The organism is Actinomadura sp. CNU-125 (assembly GCF_001942465.1).
Taxonomy (GTDB): Bacteria; Actinomycetota; Actinomycetes; order Streptosporangiales; family Streptosporangiaceae; genus Spirillospora.
Map to the genome: position 1 here is coordinate 19,683 of NZ_MKJY01000055.1, position 21,734 is coordinate 41,416.

The 21,734-nt window shown below is 70.4% G+C and carries 22 protein-coding genes and 1 pseudogene; 4 read left to right on the forward strand and 19 right to left on the reverse strand.

Translation table 11 applies throughout. The annotated features are described in order from the left end of the window. Positions 1 to 46 precede the first annotated feature (46 nt). Positions 47 to 778, forward strand: a complete 732-nt coding sequence (locus BJF79_RS07970; RefSeq protein ID WP_262401684.1) for an SDR family NAD(P)-dependent oxidoreductase — start codon at positions 47 to 49, stop codon at positions 776 to 778. Between the two features lie 229 nt (positions 779 to 1,007). On the opposite strand, the gene BJF79_RS07975 is transcribed toward BJF79_RS07970, so the two are convergent. The 16 genes and pseudogenes from BJF79_RS07975 to BJF79_RS08045 all read right to left on the reverse strand — a co-directional run bounded on the left by BJF79_RS07975 (position 1,008) and on the right by BJF79_RS08045 (position 14,857). Next, on the reverse strand, positions 1,008 to 2,279 hold the full coding sequence (locus BJF79_RS07975; RefSeq protein WP_075895978.1) for a cytochrome P450: 1,272 nt from the start codon (positions 2,277 to 2,279) through the stop codon (positions 1,008 to 1,010). A gap of 5 nt (positions 2,280 to 2,284) precedes the next feature. Continuing rightward, positions 2,285 to 3,079, reverse strand: coding sequence for an enoyl-CoA hydratase/isomerase family protein (locus tag BJF79_RS07980; RefSeq protein WP_075895902.1), 795 nt, complete (start codon positions 3,077 to 3,079; stop codon positions 2,285 to 2,287). Next, complete coding sequence (locus BJF79_RS07985) at positions 3,076 to 4,446, reverse strand: FAD-binding protein (RefSeq protein WP_262401694.1); 1,371 nt, start codon at positions 4,444 to 4,446, stop codon at positions 3,076 to 3,078. Before BJF79_RS07985 ends, BJF79_RS07980 begins: the two co-directional genes overlap by 4 nt. 142 nt (positions 4,447 to 4,588) lie before the next feature. Then, positions 4,589 to 5,326: a glucose 1-dehydrogenase gene (locus BJF79_RS07990; RefSeq protein ID WP_075895904.1), complete on the reverse strand. Its 738-nt coding sequence runs from the start codon at positions 5,324 to 5,326 to the stop codon at positions 4,589 to 4,591. 20 nt (positions 5,327 to 5,346) lie between these two features. Further along, a complete protein-coding gene (locus BJF79_RS07995) occupies positions 5,347 to 6,435 on the reverse strand; it encodes a diacylglycerol kinase (protein ID WP_075895906.1) in 1,089 nt (362 codons plus the stop codon). An 11-nt stretch (positions 6,436 to 6,446) separates the two neighbouring features. Continuing rightward, a complete protein-coding gene (locus BJF79_RS58885; protein ID WP_262401685.1) occupies positions 6,447 to 6,572 on the reverse strand; it encodes a hypothetical protein in 126 nt (41 codons plus the stop codon). A 295-nt stretch (positions 6,573 to 6,867) separates the two neighbouring features. Next, entirely contained in the window at positions 6,868 to 7,749 is an 882-nt protein-coding gene (locus BJF79_RS08005; protein WP_075895908.1) for an NAD(P)-dependent oxidoreductase, read from the reverse strand. Positions 7,750 to 7,762: 13 nt separating this feature from the next. Next, the gene (locus tag BJF79_RS08010) at positions 7,763 to 8,512 is read right to left on the reverse strand and encodes an SDR family oxidoreductase (protein WP_075895910.1); all 750 of its coding nucleotides are present in this window, start codon (positions 8,510 to 8,512) and stop codon (positions 7,763 to 7,765) included. Positions 8,513 to 8,550: 38 nt separating this feature from the next. After that, positions 8,551 to 10,035: an aldehyde dehydrogenase gene (locus BJF79_RS08015; RefSeq protein ID WP_075895912.1), complete on the reverse strand. Its 1,485-nt coding sequence runs from the start codon at positions 10,033 to 10,035 to the stop codon at positions 8,551 to 8,553. After that, positions 10,032 to 10,679, reverse strand: a complete 648-nt coding sequence (locus tag BJF79_RS08020; RefSeq protein WP_075895914.1) for a hypothetical protein — start codon at positions 10,677 to 10,679, stop codon at positions 10,032 to 10,034. The genes BJF79_RS08015 and BJF79_RS08020 overlap by 4 nt, the downstream gene beginning before the upstream one ends. Positions 10,680 to 10,689: 10 nt before the next feature. Continuing rightward, positions 10,690 to 10,887 carry a ferredoxin gene (locus BJF79_RS08025; protein ID WP_083733260.1) on the reverse strand — a complete coding sequence of 66 codons (198 nt, stop codon included), beginning with the start codon at positions 10,885 to 10,887 and terminating at the stop codon, positions 10,690 to 10,692. Positions 10,888 to 10,892: 5 nt separating this feature from the next. Continuing rightward, complete coding sequence (locus BJF79_RS08030; protein ID WP_316043302.1) at positions 10,893 to 11,828, reverse strand: cytochrome P450; 936 nt, start codon at positions 11,826 to 11,828, stop codon at positions 10,893 to 10,895. Positions 11,829 to 11,987: 159 nt separating this feature from the next. Further along, positions 11,988 to 12,275 carry a hypothetical protein gene (locus tag BJF79_RS65345; RefSeq protein WP_316043299.1) on the reverse strand — a complete coding sequence of 96 codons (288 nt, stop codon included), beginning with the start codon at positions 12,273 to 12,275 and terminating at the stop codon, positions 11,988 to 11,990. Further along, positions 12,272 to 13,015 (reverse strand): SDR family oxidoreductase, encoded by a 744-nt coding sequence (locus BJF79_RS08035; RefSeq protein WP_262401686.1) that lies wholly within the window; start codon positions 13,013 to 13,015, stop codon positions 12,272 to 12,274. The genes BJF79_RS65345 and BJF79_RS08035 overlap by 4 nt, the downstream gene beginning before the upstream one ends. Before the next feature lie 115 nt (positions 13,016 to 13,130). Beyond that, positions 13,131 to 14,312: pseudogene (locus tag BJF79_RS65350) on the reverse strand (cytochrome P450); the annotation flags it as partial. After that, complete coding sequence (locus BJF79_RS08045) at positions 14,309 to 14,857, reverse strand: TetR/AcrR family transcriptional regulator (protein ID WP_262401687.1); 549 nt, start codon at positions 14,855 to 14,857, stop codon at positions 14,309 to 14,311. The gene BJF79_RS08045 and the pseudogene BJF79_RS65350, both read right to left, overlap by 4 nt. 298 nt (positions 14,858 to 15,155) lie before the next feature. Here BJF79_RS08045 and BJF79_RS08050 point away from each other — a divergent pair, with 298 nt between their 5' ends. The 3 genes from BJF79_RS08050 (at position 15,156) to BJF79_RS55215 (ending at position 17,671) form a co-directional block, all read left to right on the forward strand. Beyond that, the gene (locus BJF79_RS08050; protein ID WP_075895922.1) at positions 15,156 to 16,001 is read left to right on the forward strand and encodes an LLM class F420-dependent oxidoreductase; all 846 of its coding nucleotides are present in this window, start codon (positions 15,156 to 15,158) and stop codon (positions 15,999 to 16,001) included. A gap of 44 nt (positions 16,002 to 16,045) precedes the next feature. Then, positions 16,046 to 17,317, forward strand: coding sequence for a hypothetical protein (locus BJF79_RS08055; protein WP_075895924.1), 1,272 nt, complete (start codon positions 16,046 to 16,048; stop codon positions 17,315 to 17,317). Between the two features lie 93 nt (positions 17,318 to 17,410). Continuing rightward, complete coding sequence (locus BJF79_RS55215) at positions 17,411 to 17,671, forward strand: DUF6368 family protein (RefSeq protein WP_262401695.1); 261 nt, start codon at positions 17,411 to 17,413, stop codon at positions 17,669 to 17,671. A 384-nt stretch (positions 17,672 to 18,055) separates the two neighbouring features. On the opposite strand, the gene BJF79_RS08065 is transcribed toward BJF79_RS55215, so the two are convergent. Genes BJF79_RS08065 through BJF79_RS08075 form a run of 3 tightly spaced genes read right to left on the reverse strand, consistent with a single transcriptional unit; the run spans position 18,056 to position 21,687 of the window. Continuing rightward, the gene (locus BJF79_RS08065) at positions 18,056 to 19,180 is read right to left on the reverse strand and encodes a hypothetical protein (RefSeq protein WP_075895928.1); all 1,125 of its coding nucleotides are present in this window, start codon (positions 19,178 to 19,180) and stop codon (positions 18,056 to 18,058) included. 4 nt (positions 19,181 to 19,184) lie between these two features. Beyond that, positions 19,185 to 20,135 (reverse strand): class 1 isoprenoid biosynthesis enzyme, encoded by a 951-nt coding sequence (locus BJF79_RS08070; RefSeq protein ID WP_075895930.1) that lies wholly within the window; start codon positions 20,133 to 20,135, stop codon positions 19,185 to 19,187. Continuing rightward, positions 20,122 to 21,687: a glycosyltransferase family 9 protein gene (locus BJF79_RS08075; RefSeq protein ID WP_262401688.1), complete on the reverse strand. Its 1,566-nt coding sequence runs from the start codon at positions 21,685 to 21,687 to the stop codon at positions 20,122 to 20,124. The genes BJF79_RS08070 and BJF79_RS08075 overlap by 14 nt, the downstream gene beginning before the upstream one ends. Between the last annotated feature and the right edge of the window lie 47 nt (positions 21,688 to 21,734).

A 21,734-nucleotide genomic window follows, 5' to 3' on the forward strand; every position in this document is an offset into this window, starting at 1 on the left:
TCGGAGCCTCGCTCACCGCGGCACTCGTCGGTGCGGGCGCGACGTAGTGTGCACGGACCTCGACCTGAGCGCCGCAGAGAAGACCGTCGCCCGCCTCGCCGGACCGGGATCGGCACGTGCGGCGGCCGTCGACGTGACGCAGGCGGCCCAGGTGCAGCAGGTCGTCGACGAGGTCGTGGAGGCGCACGGACGGATCGACCTGATGTTCAACAACGCGGGCATCACCTATTTCGGCGACACGGAGAACCTGACGCTGGACCAATGGAACTCGGTCATCGACGTCAACATCCGTGGCGTCGTGCATGGTGTGCACGCGGCGTATCCGCAGATGGTGCGCCAGCGCGGCGGGCACATCGTCAACACGGCCTCGATGGGCGGTCTCATGGCCGCAGGCCTGATGACGTCGTACGTCGCCACCAAGCATGCCGTCGTCGGACTGTCCCTCGCGCTGCGGACCGAGGCCGCCGCGCACGGCGTCGGCGTCACCGTTGTCTGCCCTGCGGCCGTGGACACCCCGATCCTCGACAAGGGCGAGATCGGCCCCTATAGGGGCCGCGACTTCTACCTCGACGGGCAGGGGATCAAGCGCCCGCTCGATGCGGGCGCCCTCGCTCGGCGGGTCCTGGCGGCCGTCGAGGCGAACGAGGCAATGGTCGTGGAGCCGCGCCGTGCGCGGCTCGCGTGGCGCGTCGGCCGGCTCTCGCCGACCTTCGTCAACAGGACGACCACGCGGTTCATCGCCAGACAGCGCGCCCGGGCGCGGAAGGGATCGGCATGACGGCGGCGCCGCCCGAGATCGGATGCTAAGGGCCGGTGGGCCAGTGGGGTCGGGGTTCTGGGAGAGGTCGTGCACGACCCGAACTCTGATATTTCGAAAGTCGAGTGGACCGAAGTATGGCGCCAATGGCCGGGCGTCGGCGTGGCTCGTCGAAGACCTCCCGGTCGTTGGCGAAGCTCGCCGACTCCACTACGCCGGGAGGTCTTCTTGCTGAGCAAAGACCTATCGGTCAGGTGGCACCGGGATCATGGCCGAGTCCATCCAGGACGCGGCGGGTCGGCGTGAAGCGGACGGGCATCGTCTCGTAGCCGGAGACGAAGTTCGCCGGCCGGTGGAGCGGCTCGTCCGATCCGACCGGTTCCAGGTCGGGCAGGCGTGCCAGGAGCTTGCCGAACATCACCTCCAGTTCCAGCCGGGCCAGGCTGTTGCCCAGGCAGAAGTGCGGTCCGTTGCCGAAGGCCAGATGCTCGTTCGGGTGCCGGGTGGTGTCGAAAGTGTCGGGGTCGGTGAACACCGCGCGGTCCCGGTTGGCGGACGGGTACAGCAGCAGGAGCGTGTCGCCCGCGGAGACGTCCCGTCCGTCGAGCACGGTGTCGCGGGTGGCGGTGCGGGCCATGTTCTTGATCGGGGACACCCAGCGCAGCATCTCCTCGACCGCGACGGGGATGCCGGACGGGTCCGCGGTGAGGGCCGCGCGCTGCTCCGGGTGCCGGAACAGCTGCCACATCCCACCGGAGATGACGTGCCGGGTCGTCTCGTCGCCGCCGATGAGGATGAGCAGGGACTCCTGCAGCAGCGAATCGCGGTCCAGCCCCCGGCCATCGACGGTCGCGTGGGTGAGCGCGCTGATGAGGTCGTCGCGGGGGCGGTTCCGGCGGTCGGCCACCACGGCGGACGTGTAGTCGTTGAAGCCCGCGAACGCCTCGCCCGCGCGCACCATCAGGTCGGGGTCGTCGCCGCCGGTCAGCGCCCGGAGCATGTCATCGGACCAGGCGAGCAGCGTATGGCGGTCCGCGGGCGCGAACCCGAGGGCGTCGCCGATCACGATCAGCGGCAACTGCGCGGCCAGGTCGGCGACGAAGTCGCATTCGCCGCGCTCGCAGACCCGGTCGATGATCTCGTCGCAGACCCGTTCGAGGTACGCCCGGCGGTCGGCGACCCGCCGCGGGGTGAACCCCGCGCTGACGAGCTTGCGGCGCAGCTTGTGCTCGGGGTCGTCCATGTCGATCATCATCGGCATGGGGTCGGCGTCGGGCCGGATGCCTTGCCCGTTGCAGAACAGGTCGGGGCGGCGGGAGACGTATTTGACCGCCGCGTAGGTCGACACGCCCCAGACCTCGCCGTTGGGGTCCCAGTAGATCGGGGCGTTGTCCCGCATCCAGCGGAGCTCGGCATGGGGGTCGCGTCCCCAGAAATCACCGCTGACCAGGTTGATCGTGTCGTTGACCGGCTGGTCGTCCTTGGTCGGTGCGGGCACGTCCGTTCCCTCTCCGTCGGCCATGCGGTTCACCATCCTGGGGGCAGGTTCGTGAAGTCGGGGTCGCGGCCCTCCGCGAACGCCGCCAGGGCCTCGGCGTTGGCGGGGCCGCCCATGAGCCGGGCGAAGCCGTCGTTCTCGCGTTCCCGGGCCCGCCGGATCTCGTCCCGCAGCGGGGCCCGCATGTCGCGTTTGACCTCCCGCAGGCTCGAGACGGGACGGCTCGCGAGCACGGCCGCGGCCCGGTGCGCGTCCGGCATGAGGGCGGCGGGCTCGCAGACCCGCCAGACCAGTCCCATCTCCTTCGCCTCGGCCGCCGAGATCCACTCCGAGGAGAGCAGCACCCAGGCGGCGTTCTGCCGGCCGATCAAGCGGGGCAGCAGGTAGCTGGACGCGGCCTCCGGTGCGACGCCCAGGCTGGTGAAGGGGGTCTTGAGGCGTGCGTCGTCGGCCATGAAGACCAGGTCGGCGAATCCGATGACGGTCAGCCCGATGCCCAGCCCGAGCCCGTTGATCGCGAGGACCAGGGGCTTGTCGAACGCCTCCAGCGCGTCGATGAGGCCGATGAAGCCGTGCCGTCCGGGCTCGAAGTCCGGGTCGGCGATGCGCTCGCCCATCTCCACCAGGTCGGTCCCGGCGCTGAACGCGCGGCCGCTGCCGGTCAGCAGCAGCACCGCGACCGCGGGGTCCTCGGCGGCTTCGAGGAGCGCGTCGGTGAGCGCGTCGTACAGGGCCTCGTTGAACGCGTTGAGCGCCTTCGGGCGGTCGAGCGTGACCGTCCGGACGCGGTCGGCGTCCTCGATCCGCAGCAGCGGCTCGCTCATCGCCCGGCCTCTGCCCGCAGCGCGGCGGCGCGGCCGGCCCGGCGGCCGAAGAACGAGCCCTCGCCGAGCTGGGTCCCCGAGCAGTAGCCGGCGCCGTCCTGGGCGATGTTGGACGCGCAGGCCCCGGCGGCGTAGAGCCCGCCGATGACCGTCCCGTCCGCTCGCCGTGCCTCGCCGTCCACCGTGGTGGCCATGCCGCCGAGCGTGAAGCCGGCGTAGAGGGCGGTGCCGAGGGTGAGGTCGTAGACGCCCCAGGGACCGCTGGTCTGCGGTGCCAGCCAGTCGGGATGCTTGTGGAAGTCGGGATCCTCGCCGCGTGCCGCGTGCTCGTTGTACCGCGCCATGGTCAGGACGAGCGAGCCCTCGGGCAGTCCCAAGCCGGCCTCCATCTCCTCGATCGTTTCGTAGCCGTCCTTCAGCGGGACCAGCGGCATCCGCTGTTCCTGCATGTGGTCGCTGTCGGCGATCAGGTACGCCGTCGCGTCCGGCTGCCGGAGCACGAAGCTGGACGTGCGCGCGTGGTAGCTGTCCTCGGCCACGAACCGCTGCCCGAGGTTGTTGACGATCAGTCCCTTCACCAGGGACGACGGCGGGTAGAACGGAGCGGTGATGAACGGCTCGTCCATGTGCTGGAGCGCCGCGCCGGCCGACTGGCCGAGCCGGATCCCGAGCCCGTCGTCGTAGGTGCTGCCGAGGGTGAACAGCTTCCCGCCGAGGGCCGGTGTGTAGGTCTCGACCATGTCGGCGTTCATGACGAACCCGCCGGCCGCGATCACCACCCCGGCGGCGCGGACGACGCCGGTCCGTTCGAAGCTCCGCCACGCGACGCCGGTGACCGTGCCGTCCTCGGCGGCCACCAGGTTCGTCGCGCCGGTCTCGTACCGGACCTCGACTCCGGCTTCTTCGGCCCGGTCCCGCAGCAGGTCCATCACCATCTTGGTGCCGTCGGTGTCGCCCGGGACCGGCACCTTGTGCCCGCGCGGTGCCGGGGCGATCCGGTCGCGGAACGGCCACACCTTCTCGTTCCCGGTGAACATCAGCCCCTCGGTGCCGGGCTGGATCACGGCCTTCCCGGGGAAGTAGGACCGCTCGAACTCGAACCCGAGCGCCTCGAGCCAGTCGAAGTGGGCGACCGACCCCTCGCAGTAGGCCCGGATCTTCTCCTCGTCGGGCTCCTTCGTGCTGGCCATCAGGTAGCGCACCATCGCCTCGACGGTGTCCTCCTGGCCGGTTGCCTTCTGGACGGAGGTGCCGCCGCCGAGGTAGAAGTGGCCGCCCGACATGCTGGACGTGCCGCCGTGCACGGCGGCGCGCTCCAGCAGCAGCACCCGGGCTGCCGCGAGCGCGCCGCCTCCAGCGCGGCGCAGCCGCCCGCGATGCCGAAGCCCACCACGACCACGTCGAACGACTCGGCGTCGGCGGGCAGGTCCGCGTCCGGCAGCACCTGGGGGACGGTCAGCCCGGGGGAGGGTTGTGAGTTCATCGGTCCTTGCCTCTGGTCGATCGCGGTCAGGCCTTGTGCGGGATCTGGTTGACGGTTCCGCCGTCGATGACGAACTCGGTCCCGGTCGCGTAGGACGACTCGTCGCTCGCGAGGAAGACGACGAACGAGGCGACGTCCTCGGGCCGCCCGGGGCGCCCGAGGGGGACCGGGATCTGGTCGTCGGGGATGCCCTCGGTGATCGGCGTCCGGATGAGGCCCGGGTGCAGAGAATTGACCCGGACGCCGTGCGGGGCGAGTTCGACGGCGACCGACTTGGTCAAGCCGCGCAGCCCCCACTTCGAGGCCACGTAGCCGTGCACCATGGACGTGCCGCGCAACCCCTCGATGGACGAGTTGTTGATGATCGAGCCGCCGCCGACCGCGATCAGCGCGTCCGTGGCCGCGCGGATGCCGAGGAACGGGCCGGTGAGGTTGACGTCGAGGATCCGCCGCCACTTCTCCGCCTTGAAGCGGTTGATGGGCCCGCCGTTGACGATCCCCGCGTTGTTGAAGAGCACGTTGAGGCGGCCGAACTCGGCGGTCGCGGTCTCGACGGCGGCCGTCCAGTCTTCGGCGTCCGTGACATCGAGGTGCACGTAGCGGGCCGCGTCTCCCAGTTCCTTCGCGACGGCCGCGCCCTCGTCGTCGAGGACGTCGCCGATCACGACCTCGGCGCCCTCGGCGGCCAGCGCCCGCGCGGCGGCCGCTCCGATGCCGCGCGCGCCGCCGCTGATCAGGGCGACCTTCCCGTCCACTCGTCCCATCGTCGGTGTCCTCCTCGGGGTCAGCGGGTCAGCGTCGTGGCGAAGACACCGCGGGCGGTGCCGAAGGGCAGGTCGAGCGGTGTCCGCAGGCCCGGCGGCGCCGCGACGACGTCGGGAATCGCGTTGACGACGCGGCCGGCGCCGGCGGCGATCGCGGCGTGGTTGTGGTCGCCGCGGACGCTCGTCGGACAGACGTCGACGCGGTAGGACGGTTCCCCGACGATCTCGAGCCGGTAGGAGCCGCCGTCCTGCGCCGGCTGGGGCCAGTCAGGACGCAGGTCGCCGCGGAGCCTGGTCGTGTGGTCGATGACCAGGGCCTCCGTGCCGCCGACGACGCCCGCGATCTGGAACCGCATCGCCGCCACCCCGCCCGCGGGGATGTGCCCGGCGGCGACGTCGAACGCTTCCGGCGCCGGCTCCTGCTCGAACCGCTCGGTGATGTCGTCGAGCTCGAACCCGAACCCGCGGGCCATCATCCGGAGGCTGACGCCCCAGGACGCCGCCAGCATGCCCGGCCGGAACATCTTCGGCAGGTCGCCCACCGGACGGCCGAAGCCCATGAAATCGAAGATGACGGGGCCGCCGTCGTAGGTCGCGTAGTCGGCGATCTCCGAGCAGCGCACCTGCTCGACCCGCCGGCAGGTGCTCGCGATCGCGAAGGGCAGCAGGTCGTTGACCCACCCGGGATCCACGCCGGTGACGAAGACGCTCGTGCCGCCCGTCCGGCATGCCTCCTCGACGGGCTCGATCATGCGGTCGGGAAGCACGCCCCAGGGGTAGATCAGCGGCACCGGCGAGGTCGCGACGACGTTGCTGCCCGACGCGAGGATCTTGCGGACGTCGCCGAGCGCGTCGGACAACCGGGTCTCCGAGAGCGCGCAGTAGACGGTGCACTCCGGGCGCACGGCGGCCAGCGCCGCGCCCAGGTCGCCGGTGGCCGCCACGCCCGCGACCACGTCGACGCCGGCGAGTTCGCCGGCGTCCCGCCCGACCTTCGCGGGGTCCGACACGACGAGCCCGGCCAGGTCGAAGCGGGGATCCTCGATCAGCTGTGACAGGGCGATCCGGCCGACGTTGCCGGTCGCCACGTGCAGAACGCGAATGGCCATGATGCTCCCGGTCAGTTCTGCTTCTCGGCGGCGGCCGCGCGGGCGGCCCGCCGGGCCGCCTTGCCGATCGTCTCCTCGACGATCGAGTTGAGCCGCGCGCCGTTCGGCCAGCCCGCGTAGTGGGTGAGGAACACCACGATCTCGCGCAGTTCCGTGTCGCCGAGTTCGCCGGCCGCGTGCGTGGCCGGTATCTGGATGCCGAGGACGTCGTCGCGCCCAGCCCGGTGAGCATGCCGATGAGAAGCAGGCGCCGGTCCCGGTCGGAGAGGCCGGGCCGGTGCCAGATGTCGGCGAACAGGTGGTCGGCGGTGTAGCGGAAGAAGTCGCCGTCGCCGTCGGCCATGTCGAAGCCGTAGACCTTCTCCATCTTGTGCAGCCCGCGGGCCCGCACCTCGGGGAGGTCGCCGAACTTGTCGGTCTCGGTGTCGCCCATCACTTCTCCTCGGGGAATCCGAGCCCGGGCGCGAGCCGCTCCCGCGCGAGCCGGGCCAGCGGTACGTCGACGTTCAGCTCGTCGGCCAGCGCGATCGCGAGGTCGAGGTCCTTCTCCGCCAGCTGCCTGAGGTGGCCGAAGGTGGTGTGCCAGAACGAGCCGGGCTCCATCTCGGCGGTGCTGTCGCGGTGCATGATCGCTCCCGGGCCGCCGGTGAGCGCGTCGGTGTGCCGGACGACCTTGCCGAGCGCGACGATGTCGAGCCCGGCCGCCTCGGCGAGCCGCTGCGCCTCGGTCGCCGCGGTGTAGGCGGCGTAGTGCATCATGTTCCGGGCCAGTTTGAACTTGGTGCCAGCGCCGATCGGCCCGGCGTGCACGACCCTCGTGGCCAGGACGTCCAAAACCGGACGGACCGCGGCGAACGCCTCCTCGGACCCGCCGACCAGCGCGGCCAGCTCCCCGGTGCCCGCGCCCATCGCGCCGCCCGACACCGGCGCGTCCACCAGCCGGACGCCCCGCCGCGCGGCCAGTTCCTCCAGTTCGGCGGGCGTCTCGGGAGCGACGGTCGCGTGGACGGCCACGGTGAGCCCGGCGCCCGCCCCGGGGCCGGCGAGCACCTCGTCGAGGACCGCGCGGACCTGCCGGTCGTTGTTGACCATCACGCACAGCACGTCGCTGCCGGCCGCGAGGGCGCCGACGCCCTCGGCCGCCCGCGCACCGGCCGTGACCAGCTCCTCGACGGGCGCCGCGGCCAGGTCGAACACGCCGAGGTCCAGTCCCGCCTCGCTCTGCCGCCCGGCCAGCCGGGTCGCCATCGGCTTGCCGATGTCGCCGAGCCCGACGAAGCCGACGCGAATGACGCCGTTTCTCCGGTCGCTCATCTCGTCCGTCCTCCTACAGGCGGAAGGTCTGGCCGCCGTCGACGGCGAGGATCTGCCCGGTCACCCACGCGGCGTCGTCGGAGAGCAGGAACTTCGCCGCACCGAGCATGTCCTCCGGCCGGCCGAGCCGCTTGAGCGCCATTTCCTTGACGAGCTCCTTGGCCGCGTCGCCCGCCTGCGTCTTGGTGGCCTCGGTGTCGGTCGGACCGGGCGCGATCGCGTTCACCCGGATGCCCATCCCGCCGAGTTCGTGCGCGAGCTGCTGCGTCAGCCCGTTCACGCCGACCTTCGCCAGCCCGTAGAAGCCGGAGTAGAGGTACGCGGCGGTGCTGGACTGGTTGACGATCGAGCCGCCCCCGCGCTTGCGCATCTCCCGGTACACCGCGCGGGTCATGACGAGCGCGCCGTTGAGGTTCACGTCGAGGAACCTCCGGTAGTAGTCCCAGTCGACGCTGATCAGCAGGTCGAACTTCATGTCGCCGTAGATCGCGGCGTTGTTGACCAAACCGTCGATGCCGCCGTACTCGGCGGTGGCCGCGTCCACGAGGGCCTTGGCCGACTCCGGCGACGCCACGTCGACCGGAGCGAAGATCGCCTTGCCGCCATCGGCCCGGATCTGCTTGGCGACCTGGTCACCGGCGTCCGCGTTGAGGTCGGCGACGACGACCGAGGCGCCCTCCGCGGCGAGCCCCTTGGCGTAGACCTCACCGATCCCCTGGGCCGCACCGGTGACGATGACGACCTTGTCCTGGAACCTGCTCACTTCTGTTCTCCGTCTCTGCGCGGGGGGTGTGCGCGGGGTCAGGCCGGCTCGGCCGCGGTTTTGGTCTCGAGGTACTCCTCGAACCCGGCCACGCCCATCTCACGGCCGATCCCGGACTGCTTGTAGCCGCCGAACGGCGCGTCCGCGCCGAACCACTGCCCGCCGTTGACGCCGATCGTGCCGGTGCGGATGCGGGCGGCGACGGCCTTGGCGCGTCCGAGGTCGCCGGAGTCGACGGAGCCGGAAAGGCCGTAGGGGGAATCGTTGGCGATCCGGACGGCGTCGTCGTCGCCGTCGTGCGCGATGACGGTCAGCACCGGACCGAAGATCTCCTCCTGGGCGACCCGGGCGGTGTTGCCGAGACCGGCGATCACGGTCGGCTCGATCCAGAACCCGTCGGCCAGCTCGCCCTCCTGTGCGGCGAACCCGCCTCCGGTGGCGAACCGCCCGCCCTCCTCGACGGCGAGGTCGAGGTAACCCTTCACCCGGTCCCGCTGCGCGGCCGAGATCACCGGGCCGCAGATCGTGCCGGGGTCGAGCGGGTCCTTCGCGCCGAGCGAGCCCATCGTCGCGGCGGCGATCTCCACCGCCTCGTCGTAGCGGTCCCGCGGCACCAGCAGCCGGGTGGTGATGGCGCAGCCCTGACCGGCGTGCACGGACGCCGCGAAGGCGGTGGTGCCGACGGCGGACGCCAGATCGGCGTCGTCGAGCACGATCGCCGCGGACTTCCCGCCGAGTTCGAGGAAGACCTTCTTCAGGGTGGGCGCCGCGGCCGCCGCGATCGCCCGTCCCGTGGCGGTGGAGCCGGTGAACGACACCAGGTCCACCCGCGGGTCGGTGGTGAGCAGCGCCGCCACCGCGTTGTCGCGGGGCGTCACGACGTTGAACACGCCGGGCGGGACGTCGGTGTGCTCGGCGAACAGGCGGCCCAGCTCGCTCGCCAGCCACGGGGTATCGGGAGCCGGCTTGAGCACCACGGTGTTCCCGGCGGCGAGCGCCGGCCCGATCTTGGCGAGGTTGATCTGGTTGGGGAAGTTCCACGGGGTGATCGCGGCGACCACGCCCACCGGCTCGCGGTGCACGCTGCGTCGGGACCGGATGCCCATCGTGACGCCGACGCCGAGGTCGGTCTCCCATTCGTAGCCCTCGGCGAGGTCGATCGTCCACTTCAGGCTCTCGACCGGGGAGTCGAACTGCGGTCCGGTGACGAAGAACGCGGGGGCGCCGACCTCGGCGGTGGTGAGCGCCCGGAGCGCGTCCGCGTCGTCGAGCAGCGCCCGGTGGAACTGCCGCAGCACGCGGATCCGCAGGGCGCGGTCGGACGACCAGGACGTCTCGTCGAACGCGCGGCGGGCGGCGGCGATCGCGGCGTCGACGTCCGCGGCGGTGCCGTCGGGCGCGCGGCCGATCTCCTGCCCGGTGGCCGGGTTGAGGACGGGGTAGGACGCCCCGTCGCTCGCGCCGCCGAGCTTCCCGTCGATGTACTGCCGGGCGGGCGGGCTGTCCGGGACGCGGCCGGTCACTGCGCCCCCTCCGGGGTGCCGCCGGGGGCCTGCGTGATGTAGTCGCCGCGTTCGACGGGCGGCGGCCAGAGCGTCGAGGTCAGCTCGGTGTAGTGGTAGTGGCCGGGGACGTCGTGGCCGGCGACCTTCATCCGCTTCTGCAGGGTGTCGGGCGCCTTGCCGGAGTTGAGGATCTCCATGAACGTGTGGATGGTCGACGGCATGTCGAACCAGTCCCGCTGCCAGGCGATCTTGATCTGGCCGGCGTCGGCGCCCGCGGTCTGCCGTTCGACGCCGAACCAGGAGCCGCCGATCCCGCGGATCTCGTACTCCTCGCCGGTCTCGTCGTCGGTGATCCCGGACCGCTGCTTCCAGAAGCCGACGATCATCGACTTCTGCTCGTCGATGACGGTGACCTGGTAGTCGTAGTGCCAGCCGTCGAGGCCGTCCATCTCGATGCCGATGGCCCAGTCACGGATCTGGTCGCGTCCGACGGCCATGAAGTGCTCGTCGTGGCTGTACATCCAGCCGTAGGACGCGTCCTCGGCGAACGAGTCGGCCAGCACCCGCCAGTCGCCGGTCCGCTCGGCCTCGCGGTTGGCGGCCAGCCAGGAGGCCCAGAACTGCTCGATCTCGGCACGGGTCAGTGCGCTGTCGTCGCTCACGTTTGCTCCTTCAGTCCTCTTCGATCGAAAGCGCGAAGGCCGGGCAGTACTTCACGGCCGTGGTCACGTCCTTGCGGAGCGATTCGTCCGGATGCTCGTCGAGGACCACGACGACGTCCTTGTCCTCGTCGAACCCGAACACGTCGGGCGCGTCCCCCTGGCAGAACCGGTGTCCCTGGCAGATGCCGGTGTCGGCGACGACTCGCATGGCGATCACCTGCCCGCCCTGCGGCGGTACTTCACGCGGCACGGCTGCTTGAGCTGGATCACCATCTTCGAGAAGTCGTCGCGGTAGGAGTCCAACGGCTGGACGGCCTCGAACTCGAAGTCGCGCAGGACGACGGAGAAGATCGCCTTCAGCTGCATCATCGCGAACGCGTTGCCGACGCAGCGGTGCTTGCCGGCGCCGAACGGAATCCACGTCCAGCGGTTCTGCAGGTCCTCCTGCCGGGGGTCGATGTAGCGGCCGGGGTCGAAGTCCTCGGCCTTCGGGAAGTCCTCTTCGATCCGGTTGGAGACCCGCGGCGACGCCGCGATCACCGTGCCGGCGGGGACGGTGGTGCCGAGCAGCTCGAAGTCCTCTCGGACCAGCCGCATCAGGATGACCAGCGGCGGGTGCAGCCGCAGCGTCTCCTTCATCACCGATTCCAGCAGCGGGATCGACCGCAGCGCCTGGAACGACACCTCGGACCCGTCCGCGTAGAGGTCGTCGAGTTCGGCGACGACGTCGGCGAGGACGTCCGGGTTCCGCAGCAGCTCGATCATGGCCCACGACGCGGTGCCGCTGGAGGTGTGGTGCCCGGCGAACATCATCGAGATGAAGATGCCGGTGACGTAGTCGGCGCTCATGTCCAGGGAGATGAGGACGTCGAGCAGGTCGCGCTCCTCGCGCGGGACCTTCCCCCGCTCCTTGCGGCGGTCGATGATGCCCTGCACCAGCCCGACCAGCCGCTCCCGGGCCGCGTCCCGCAGCCGGAAGCCGTCGATGTCGGCGTGCGCGTCGACGTAGGCGATGGCGTCGGTGCCGCGCTCGAGGTCGTGGTAGTGGCGCGCGAAGGACGCGTCGAGTTCCTCGCGGAACGGCTTGCCGATCAGGCAGGACGATGTCGTGTAGATGGTCAGCTCGGCGAAGAAGTCGAGCAGGTCGATCTCGCCCTCGTCGCCCCAGTCGGCGACATCCGGCGGATCTCCGCCTCGATCGTCTGCGCGTGCCCCCGCATAATGTCGCCGCGCACGCCTGGTTCTTCAGCATCTGCTGGCGCTCCTCCGGGGAGGCGTCGAAGACGACGCCCGGCCCGAAGATCGGCGTCATGAACGGGTACGCGGCGGCCTGGTCGAGCACCTCCTCGGGCGCCCGGAAGAACGCCTCGTTCGCCTCGCGCCGGTGACCAGGACGACGTCCTTGTCGGCGAGCCGGAACCGTCCGACGTCGCCGCACTCCTCGCGGACGCGGTGGAACAGGCCGATCGGATCGACCCGCATCTCCGGCAGATGCCCGGTCCCGCGGATGATCTCGGGCACCTCGGGGCTCCGGTCGTCCAGGACGGTGCTGACTTCGGGGATCGCGTCGAGCCGGTGGATATCGGAAGTTGTCATGACTTCTCCTCCACGGGTGCTTCGGGGTTGACGTCGAGGAGGCTCAGGTGCACGCCGCGGGGCGCGCCGACGACCGTGGCGATCGCGTCGGCCTGCGCCTTCGCCTTGAGGAAGTGGGGGTGCCGGGCGAGCCCGAACCGCACCCACTGGTTGAGCACGAACGCGGCCTCGTCGTCGTCCCAGTCGGTGCCCATGCCGCTCCACGTCGGCCCCGGCCGGACGATCGAGGCGCGCACGCCGGTGCCTTCGAGCTCCATCTGCAGCGCGTTGATCATCCCCTCCAGCCCCCACTTGCCGGCGGAGTACGCCGCCATGAACGGGCGGGGCCGTACGACGACGTCGGACGAGACGAAGACGATGTCGCCCCGGCGGCGCTCGACCATCGCGGGCGCGAACGTCCGGACGATCCGGTGGGCGCCGACGAGGTTGACGTCGATCTCCCGCCCGAACCGCTCCGAGGTGACCTCGATGGTCGCGCCGGGCGCGACCAGGCCGGCGTTGCTGACCAGGACCTCGATCTCACCGAGGTCTGCGGTCGCCTTGGCGGCGAAGTCGGCGACCGACTCGTCGTCGACGACGTCGAGCCGGTGCGCGACCGCCTCGCCGCCCTCGGCACGGATCGCCGCGGCGATCTCCTCGACGGCGTCGACCCGGCGGGCGCCGAGCGCGACCGGGTGTCCGGCCGCGGCGAGGACCTTCGCCGTCTCGGCGCCGATCCCCGACGACGCGCCGGTGATCACCGCGGGCCGGCGTTCGGGGTGCGCGTACTTCTTCCCCACCGTCAGCCCTTCCGCCGCGTGAACGTGGTCGCAGCCCGGCGAAGCCCCGGACACTGGTCGAGTGGACGCGCGTGGCGCGGTCGGCGTGCACGCGGAAGTCCTCCACCTGCCGGACGAGTTCGTTGAGGACGACCCGGGCCTCCAGGCGGGCCAGGTTCGCGCCCAGGCAGAAGTGCTTCCCGGACCCGAAGCTGAGGATCTGGCCCAGCTCGCTCTTCGGCCGGTGGATGTCGTACACGGTCGGGTCGGTGAAGATCCGCTCGTCCCGGTTGGCCGAGCCGAGCAGCACGAGCGCCTTCGCGCCGGCGGGGATCGTCCGGCCGTGCAGTTCCACGTCCTCGACGACGTAACGCGCGATCATCTGGCTGGACGTGTCGTGCCGCAGCGTCTCCTCGATCCACTGCGTCACCAGCGGCTCCGGGTCGTCCGGCGCGGCGAGCACCTCGGCCTTCTGCACGGGGTGCGCGGACAGGTGGAAGAGCGCGTTGCCGAGCAGCTTGGTCGTGGTCTCGTTGCCCGCGACCACCATCAGGAACAGGAACGCGATGATCTCACCGTCGGTGAGCCGGTCGCCGTCGACCTCGGCGGCGGTGAGCGCGGCGGTGAGGTCCCCGGGCGGTTCCGCCGCGGTCCGGCGCTCCCGGACCATCGCGCTGTAGTAGGCGACCAGTTCCATGGACGCCTCCATGCCGGCCTGCGGCACGTCGCGGACGCCGTCCTCGCGGTGCACGACGAGGTCGGCGAGCCGCCGGACCTCGTCGCGGTCCGCCACCGGCACGCCCATCATCTCCGAGATGACGTCCATGGGGAGCTTCCCGGCGAAGTCGGCGATCCAGTCCGCCTCGCCGTGCTCGTCGTTCGCGGCGAGGGTCTCCTCCAGGTAACGCTCGGTGAGCCGCTGGATCTGCGGCTGGAGCTCCTTGACCCGGCGGGGGGTGAACGCGGCGGAGACGAGCCTGCGCAGCCGGGTCTGCTCCCGCCCGTCGAGGGCCAGGAAGCTCATCACCCGGTGCGCGTGCGGGGTCCACGCGCTGGCGTCGAGGGAGACGCCCATCCGGTTGGAGAACGTCGCGTCGTCGCGGAGGACGTCGAACACGTCGGCGTGCCGGGAGACGACCCACAGGTCGTCCCGTCCGGCGTGGAAGACCGGCGCCTCCTCGCGCAGCCGCCGGTACAGCGGATAGGGATCCTCGTGAAAGCCGTAGTCATAGGGATCGAAAGCCAGGGGATCGGCGGCTGCGTCGCTCGGGGCGCTCATTCGTTGCCTCTCATGATCACTCGTACGACGCCGACGAGTCGGTCGGCCATCTCGTCGTAGGTCAGCAGGCCCATACCGGCGTGCAGCAGCGCGCCGGTGAAGGCGAGGACCAGCGCCTCCAGGACGGCGGCGTCCGCCGGTTCGTCCGGACGGCGCGGCCCGGCGAGGGCGGCCTCGAACCGCGTGTAGAACTCCGCGCCGATCCGCCGCCGCAGCCGTTCGACGTCCGGGTCGCTGCCGAGCAGAGCCGGGGTCACGGCGGCCGCCAGTTCGGGTTCCGCGACGATCCGGTCCGTCAGCGTCCGGACGGCCGACTGCAGCCGCTCGGTAGGACCGGCCTCCGTCGCCGCGTCGGCGCCGGAGTCGCCTCCGGCATCGGTGAGATGGCGCCAGAACAGTTCGGCGAAGAGGTGGTTCTTGGACGAGAGATAGGTGTAGGCGGTCGCCGGGGAGACGCCCGCGCGCTGGGCCACGGTCCGGACCGTCAGCACTTCGTACCCGACGGTCCGCAACTCCTCGAGGCCGGCGGTCAGCAGATTCGCCACCGTTTCGGCTTGTCGGGCGTTGAGTCCCTGCCGCGGCGCGGGACTGGTCAGTTGCCTGGACACGTGTCCACATTAGGCACGACCCGGACGCCGCCGCAAGAGCCGCGCCGGGACCAATCCAAGCAATCGCTTGCCCGATCGTCGCGTCCGGGCGAGGTGGACGCAGAGCCGTCGCGGTCGGGGGCGGGCGTGGTCCCGGGTCAGTGCACGCCGCCGTCGAGGCGCCTCGCCGCAGCCGAACAAGACAAGTGTCCAGACACTATTCCATGATGGGTAGAACACGTTCTAACATGTCGCCATGCGCAATGGAGTAGTGCTCTTCACCTCGGACCGCGGCATCACCCCGGCGGCTCTCGCGAAGGCCGCGGAAGAGCGCGGCTTCGACACCCTCTACGTGCCCGAGCACACCCACATCCCGGTGCGCCGCGAAGCGCCGCATCCCACCGGCGGCGAGGACCTGCCGGACGACCGGTACACGCGCACCCTCGACCCGTGGGTGTCGCTGGCGACCGCCGCCGCGGTGACCGAGCGGATCGGCCTGGCCACCGCGGTCGCGCTGCCGGTGGAGTCCGACCCGATCACCCTCGCCAAGACGCTCGCGACGCTCGACCACCTGTCCGGCGGCCGGGTGACGATCGGAGCGGGCTTCGGCTGGAACACCGACGAACTGGCCGACCACCACGTCCCCGCCGCGAAGCGGCGCACCGTACTCCGGGAGTACCTCGAGGCGATGCGCGCGCTGTGGACGCAAGAGGAGGCGTCCTACGACGGCGAGTTCGTCTCGTTCGGCCCGAGCTGGGCCTACCCCAAGCCCCGGCAGGACCGGATTCCCGTGATCATCGGCGCGGGCGGCGGCCCCAAGACCATGAAGTGGATCGCCCGTAACGCGGACGGCTGGATGACCACCCCGATCGAGACCGGCATCGCCGAGAAGGGCGATGTGCTGCGGCGGGAGTGGGCCGAGGCCGGTCGCGCGGGGGAACCCGACGTGCGGATCCTGGTCGCCAAGAAGCCGACCGCAGAGGACTTCGCAGACTGGACGGCCGCCGGTGCGTCCGAGCTGATCTGGGGCGTACCGGACGCCGACGAGACCACGGTGCTCACGTACCTCGACAAGACGGCCGCACGGCTCGGCCTGGTCTGAACCGACGGCCACCGACCCGACGGCACACCCAAGGAGGCGGGCAGATGCCCCACCCGACAGCGACACCTCCGAGCCGCTACGCCGACCTGTCCCGGGCCGAGCTCGCGGTCGTCGTCCCCGAACTGCTCCTGATCGGGCAGCTCATCGACCGTTCCGGGATGGCCTGGTGCATCTCCGCGTTCGGCCGGGAGGAGATGGCGCGGATCGCCATCGAGGAGTGGGCGGCCTCGAGCCCGATCTACACCAGGCGTATGCAGCGGGCGCTCGGCTACGCGCCGGAGGTCCCCGGGAAGGGCGACGTACCCACGATCTTCAAGGGGCTGCAGCTCGACATCGGTGCCCCGCCCCAGTTCATGGACTTCCGCTACACCGTCCACGACCGCTGGCACGGCGAGTTCCACCTCGACCACTGCGGCGCCCTGATGGACGTCGAGCCGATGGGCGAGGACTACGTCCGGTCCATGTGCCACGACATCGAGGACCCCACCTTCGACGCGACCGCGGTCGCGACCAACCCGAAGGCGCAGGTGCGGCCCGTCCACCGGCCACCCCGCCGGCCCGCGGACCGGCACCCGCACTGCGCCTGGACCGTGATCATCGACGAGTCGTACCCGGCCGCGCAGGGCATCCCGCTGCTCGCCGACAACCAGCGGTCCCGCGCCGCGAACCTTGAGCTCGCGCCGATCGACCCCACCGACGACGGCCGCGCCGACTACTCCGGCCCGCTGCTCGGCGACCTCGACTTCGCCGCCTTCTCGTGTTCCGCCCTGGTCCGGATCGCCGACGAGGTGTGCCTGCAGATGCACCTGCTGAACAGGGCCTTCACCCTCTCCGTGGCCGCGCGGGCCGCGGACGCCGCCGAACTGCTCCGGATCCGCCGCAAGCAGCTCGTGGGCATCGCCGGCATCGCCGCGGAACGGCTCGCCGGCGCCCTCGACCTGCCGGACGGTCCGGCGGGGGCGGCCCGCCTCCTAGCGGTCCACCCGCTCCTCAACCCCGCGGCCTACGTCGACGCGGACGTCCACGCGGACCCCGACGGCGCGGGTGTCACCGTCCGTCCGTCCCCCGCACACGCGGACGGCGCGTGGATCGAGCTGTGCGGCCCCGACTGGACGGTTCCGCTGCAGGCGATCGTCCGCACCGTGGACCCCCACCTCGACGTGGAGGCCGCCGGCACCGCCGACGAGTGGCGGCTGACCGTCGTCCGGCGCGACCGGCCGACGTCCGAGGCCGACGAGGTCGCCGTCGTCCGGTTCAGCACCGGCAGCCGCTTCGCCTTCGAGCCGCGCCGCTCCCTGCCGATCACCCCCGTCTGACCTGCCGGAGCGGGGAGCCGTGCGGCTCGCCGAGCCGGGAAGACCTCAACGTGCGGATGTCCAAGGCTGCTCGTTCGGTATCGATCGTGAGCCCTGGACCGATTCGGCGCGCTCATGGACTTTTGCGAGGCTCTGATCCCGGCCCCTCCCGCCCGGCGTGCCTACCTCGAACCGGATGCGGGACAGAGCGAGGTGCTGCTGGCGTCCATCGATGCCGGGATTCGCGGTCTCCCCGGAACCCTTTACCGGCTTCGCTACCAGACGGCGAGGGAAACGCCCTGGGTGCAGCACATCGGCGACGCCGAGTTCCTCGCCGCCTGGCTGGAGCATCCCCGCTTCCGCATGATCAAGTAGCTGCCGGAGGAGCGATGCTCGACCAGCCCGTCCGAGCTCGGCGCCGAAAGCTGCCTTGGCCGCCTTGAGAACTTTGGAGTGGGGTGATGTACGGGAAAAGCAGGGCCCTTCAGTTCGGGAGCACCTCTAGGCCCAGGACTATGCGACCATCGGGAGAGGTGTACAGAGAACGGTCGTCGGCATGGTCGGGGGCGTAGGGACCGATGGCCGCGCCGGGGAAGGAGTAGAGCGTTCCGACGAGGCGCGCTGAGCGATCCGTGCCGTTGGCGGTATAGCCGACGTAGAGCGCATACTGATCTCGTTGGCGTGATGTGTTGATGCGCGTCGCCCTCAACGTGTGGACCGATGAGACCTCTGAGCCGGCCAGTTGCCGCAATGCCCGCGTCACCCGGCCGAGTGTGAAGCCGCGAGCTTCACACTCCTCCTCCTTGCCGCGACGTCCCGCCGTATGCGCTGTTCCAGGAAAGCCGCCGCCTGCTCGGCGGCCCGAAAAGGCCCGGAATGTACTTTGGCGACCTCGTCCGGCGGGAGCGCCAGAAGGCGCTCGACCTCCGAGAGGACTTCGCTCAGGTCGCTCCCTGAGGTGACGGCAGCGAACTGATGGAAGAATTCCGGAGTGTACTCCATCCATTCGGGGCCGTTGTGGCGGATCGAAAGCACTGGTGTGCCGAGCGAGACGGCCTCTGTGATCTGCATGAAGCCGTGTTTCACGATCGCCAGCTTCGACCGCCGCAGCAAGTCGAACAGGACCGGATCTGCGGGGGGTGCGATGACCCGGGTTCGTACGCGCGGCCGGAGCTCGCCGAGCCGTGCTCGCAGCGTCTCTGGGTTGCGTGACAGGAACAGCAGTGTCGGGCCGTCGGCGTCCAGAGACGCCGCCACGTCCAGGGCGACGCGTTCGACCTTGACGTCGTAGGCGAAGATCGTTACCAGGGGTTCGTCACTGATTTCCAAGTCGTCCAGGAGGTCGTTGGCGGCGTTGGGCACGTCGTCGACGAACGGCGGTACCTGGCGTACGCATTTCGGTGCGTCACTCCAGTGGAACGACGTCGGCCCGGTCAGGACCATCGCGTCGGCGAGGCCGTTCTGCCCGTACCACATCTGCTCGGCGAGGAAGTCGCCGTAGGCGTTGTCGAAGATGACGGTGGGCAGGTCGAGTTCTGCCGTGCACATGGCGGTTTCCAGAAACATTCCGCTCAGTGGAGCTTCGCCTATCACCAGCAGGTCGGGGGCGAGTTCGGTGAGTCGGTCCAGCATTTGCGACCTGTTCTGGTCGTTTTCGGAAAGGCCGAAGGCTGCGTTATCGTGCTGCATCGGGGTGAACGGCAGTTCTACGAACTTGATGCCCGGTGGCTCCGGTGCGGGCAAGTTCATGCCGTGGGGTGCGAGCAGAACTTCGTGTCCGCGTTCGGCCAGCGCGGTCCCCACTCGTACGCAGCGTTTGTAGACGCCTATCATCGATTCTTTACCGTCATTTATCCAGTAGTAGGCGACCATGAGTACGCGCATCGATTCATCCTTTCACCGGAATGTCGTGCGTTTCGGGGGAACGCTGTGCCGCTTGCAGGGCGTATCCCGAGAGGTCCGTCAGTCGGACGTCGCCGTATGGGCGTGCCATGTCGGGCAGTGCGGTGTAGGCCGCTTCCAGTTCATCGAGGTGAAGGCCGAAGGCTGTCGCGGCTTCACGCGCGCTCGGATACAGCAGCCAGAAGTTGGGCTGGCCCCGTGCTCGATCGTCTTCGAGGTCGTGCAAATCATTGATGACCTGCGAAACAAAAAATGTCCGGGCCAGGAATTTTGTGACCGCCTGTGCCTCGGCGACGTCGGCCAGAACCGGGCCGTAGATGATCGAACTGTAGGCCCCCATCTTTCCTGCGACCATGTGCAGGTAGTCCAGATGTTCGTTCGGGCCGATCCCGTGGAGTTCCCGAGTTGCGGAGGCCAGCGTCTCGTGCAATTGCCGCACCTGCGGATCGTCCAGGTGACGGGTTCCTTCGGCTAGCAGGGCCGCCGCAGTGCATATGGTGAGCCCCCGGGCGGTATCGCTGCCTCTGGCACGGAGCATCACCCCGTAGAAGGTTTCGTATCCGCCCTTGTAATCCAGGTGCCCGTCGATGACGTCGTCGAGCATTCGCAGTGCCTGGTAGGCCAGCAGCGGGGAGGCGAGCCGACGGCCTAGTTCCGCCGGACCGACCCGCAGAGCCGCGGCCAGAGCGACCAGATCGATCAGCGTCCAGTCGCAGCGGCGCGCGTACTCGAGGGTCTCCCGCGACAGCGTTTCCAGGTCGGGCCACCGCCGTTGGGCCGGAGCCATGAAAGTGGCCAGTAGTTGATCACGTGCCCGTCGTACCTCCTTCAGGAGAGTGCCGCGCTGTCCCTCGGTGTCGGCGTAGAAGCTGTCCTTCGCGGGTTTGTGGGCTTCGTTCAGCCCGGCCAGGCGCTCGTACAGATCAGGAGGCAGCATCGGCGGCCGCCTTCCGCGCCAGAAGCAGGCCTGACAGGTTGCTCGTTGCGATGTCCCGGTACCAGCGGACCAGCGCGTTGGCCAGGTCTGTCGGTCGGTGGTACTGCGCGGACTCGGCTGCGGGCGGCGGTGTGACGGGTAGGCCGTCGGTCAGCCACGCGACGTCGGGTGGTGTCGCACGGGTCAGGACGGTCACCAAGTCGTGCGCCAGCTTGGTCTCCTCCGCCAGCGGCAGCAGGGCGCCGGGCTCCTCGTCGTGCAGGTAGTGGCGCACGGCCTCGTCGATTCGGGCGATCCGTTCTGCCCAGGTCGCCGCCTGCCGGTCCAGCGGTTCGGTGCGGGCGTGGGAGAGCATGGCGGACGCGGCCTGCACCACGCGCTCCGCGAACGGCCTCTGGTCTCCCATGAACGGGACGGTGACGGCCGGCGCCGCCACGCTGAACCATGCCGAATGCTCCGGCAGTGCCATCGACACCTGCGGGACGCCCGCCATAGCCGCCACATGGGTGGTGAAGGTGTCGGGCCCCAGGAACAACTCGGCGTCGCGAACGCTCGCGAAGGTATGCGCGAGGTCGGTGTCGGCCTCCACCGTGACGGCTTGGACCGGTGAGCCGTCCCGGATCGCGTCGGCCGTCCGGGCGACCAGTTCCCGACCGGCCGGGTCGGGAGCGCTCAGCAGCCGTACCTCGGTGACGGCGTCGGTGGTCGCGGCCAGCCGCGCCACGATCTCCGCGTAGAACCGCGGCGGCAGCATCAGGCTCGGCTTGGAGGTCAGGACCTGCAGCACCACCCGGCCGCGTCGTGGCATGCGGGCGGCCCGCCATGGCCCGTCCGGCGCGTCCACGGCCCGGTCGCCCGCTCCGCCCGGCAACACACGGCCCGCCATCCACCGGCTCTCCGACCAGCGGCTCTCAGGCAGACCGTCCGGATAGCGCAGCCCGTAGGTGACCTGGTCGGACGGGTCCAGCAAGCGTCCCCCGGCACACTGCATCGACCAATGTCCGGCGAACGCGAGTCCGGGCGGGCCGATGTAGACGGCCTCTCCGGGAGTGGTGTCGAAGTCGATGTGCAGATACGCCGTCCGGGCCCGCTCCGCGCCCGGCAGTTCGGTGACGCGGTGCAGCGCTGCCAGGCAGCCCGTACCGTCAACGGGACGGGCCCCCTCGTACCAGGTCCACAACCCTGGACGCTCGGACGCCACCTCCAGTTCGACGCCCGTCGCCATCGCGCGCTCGGCGAGTGCCCGCGCCAACAGCAGTTCGTCACCGAGCCCGATCGTCGGCCCTACCTGCACGACTAGCCGCCGCACGGACGACGGGTCGAGGCGGGCGACATGGCAGATCGGCTCGGGCGGCACAGGGAAGGAGCCGCGCAGAGCCGCTCCGATCGAGCTCACCAAAGAACGGGCCGCCGCCGCCGGAGCGTCGGCACCGGCGGCGCCGAAGACGGGCATGAGGACCGAGAGCACCTCGGGTCGCACGAGGGAATCCTCGGAACCTTCGTCGGCGAGGTCGGCGAGCAGTGCGCCGATCTTCTTCTGCGCGCTGCGCACGGTGCTTTGGTTGCCCACGGACAGTGGACGATTGGCGAGCGTGTGAA

Excerpts from the sequence above, each read along its gene's own strand:
- BJF79_RS07975 (WP_075895978.1), bottom strand. The coding sequence starts at position 2,279 with ATGGCCGACGGAGAGGGAACGGACGTGCCCGCACCGACCAAGGACGAC.
- BJF79_RS07980 (WP_075895902.1), bottom strand. The coding sequence starts at position 3,079 with ATGAGCGAGCCGCTGCTGCGGATCGAGGACGCCGACCGCGTCCGGACG.
- BJF79_RS07990 (WP_075895904.1), bottom strand. The coding sequence starts at position 5,326 with ATGGGACGAGTGGACGGGAAGGTCGCCCTGATCAGCGGCGGCGCGCGC.
- BJF79_RS07995 (WP_075895906.1), bottom strand. The coding sequence starts at position 6,435 with ATGGCCATTCGCGTTCTGCACGTGGCGACCGGCAACGTCGGCCGGATC.
- BJF79_RS08005 (WP_075895908.1), bottom strand. The coding sequence starts at position 7,749 with ATGAGCGACCGGAGAAACGGCGTCATTCGCGTCGGCTTCGTCGGGCTC.
- BJF79_RS08025 (WP_083733260.1), bottom strand. The coding sequence starts at position 10,887 with ATGCGAGTCGTCGCCGACACCGGCATCTGCCAGGGACACCGGTTCTGC.
- BJF79_RS65345 (WP_316043299.1), bottom strand. The coding sequence starts at position 12,275 with ATGACAACTTCCGATATCCACCGGCTCGACGCGATCCCCGAAGTCAGC.
- BJF79_RS08050 (WP_075895922.1), top strand. The coding sequence starts at position 15,156 with ATGCGCAATGGAGTAGTGCTCTTCACCTCGGACCGCGGCATCACCCCG.
- BJF79_RS08055 (WP_075895924.1), top strand. The coding sequence starts at position 16,046 with ATGCCCCACCCGACAGCGACACCTCCGAGCCGCTACGCCGACCTGTCC.
- BJF79_RS08065 (WP_075895928.1), bottom strand. The coding sequence starts at position 19,180 with ATGCGCGTACTCATGGTCGCCTACTACTGGATAAATGACGGTAAAGAA.
- BJF79_RS08070 (WP_075895930.1), bottom strand. The coding sequence starts at position 20,135 with ATGCTGCCTCCTGATCTGTACGAGCGCCTGGCCGGGCTGAACGAAGCC.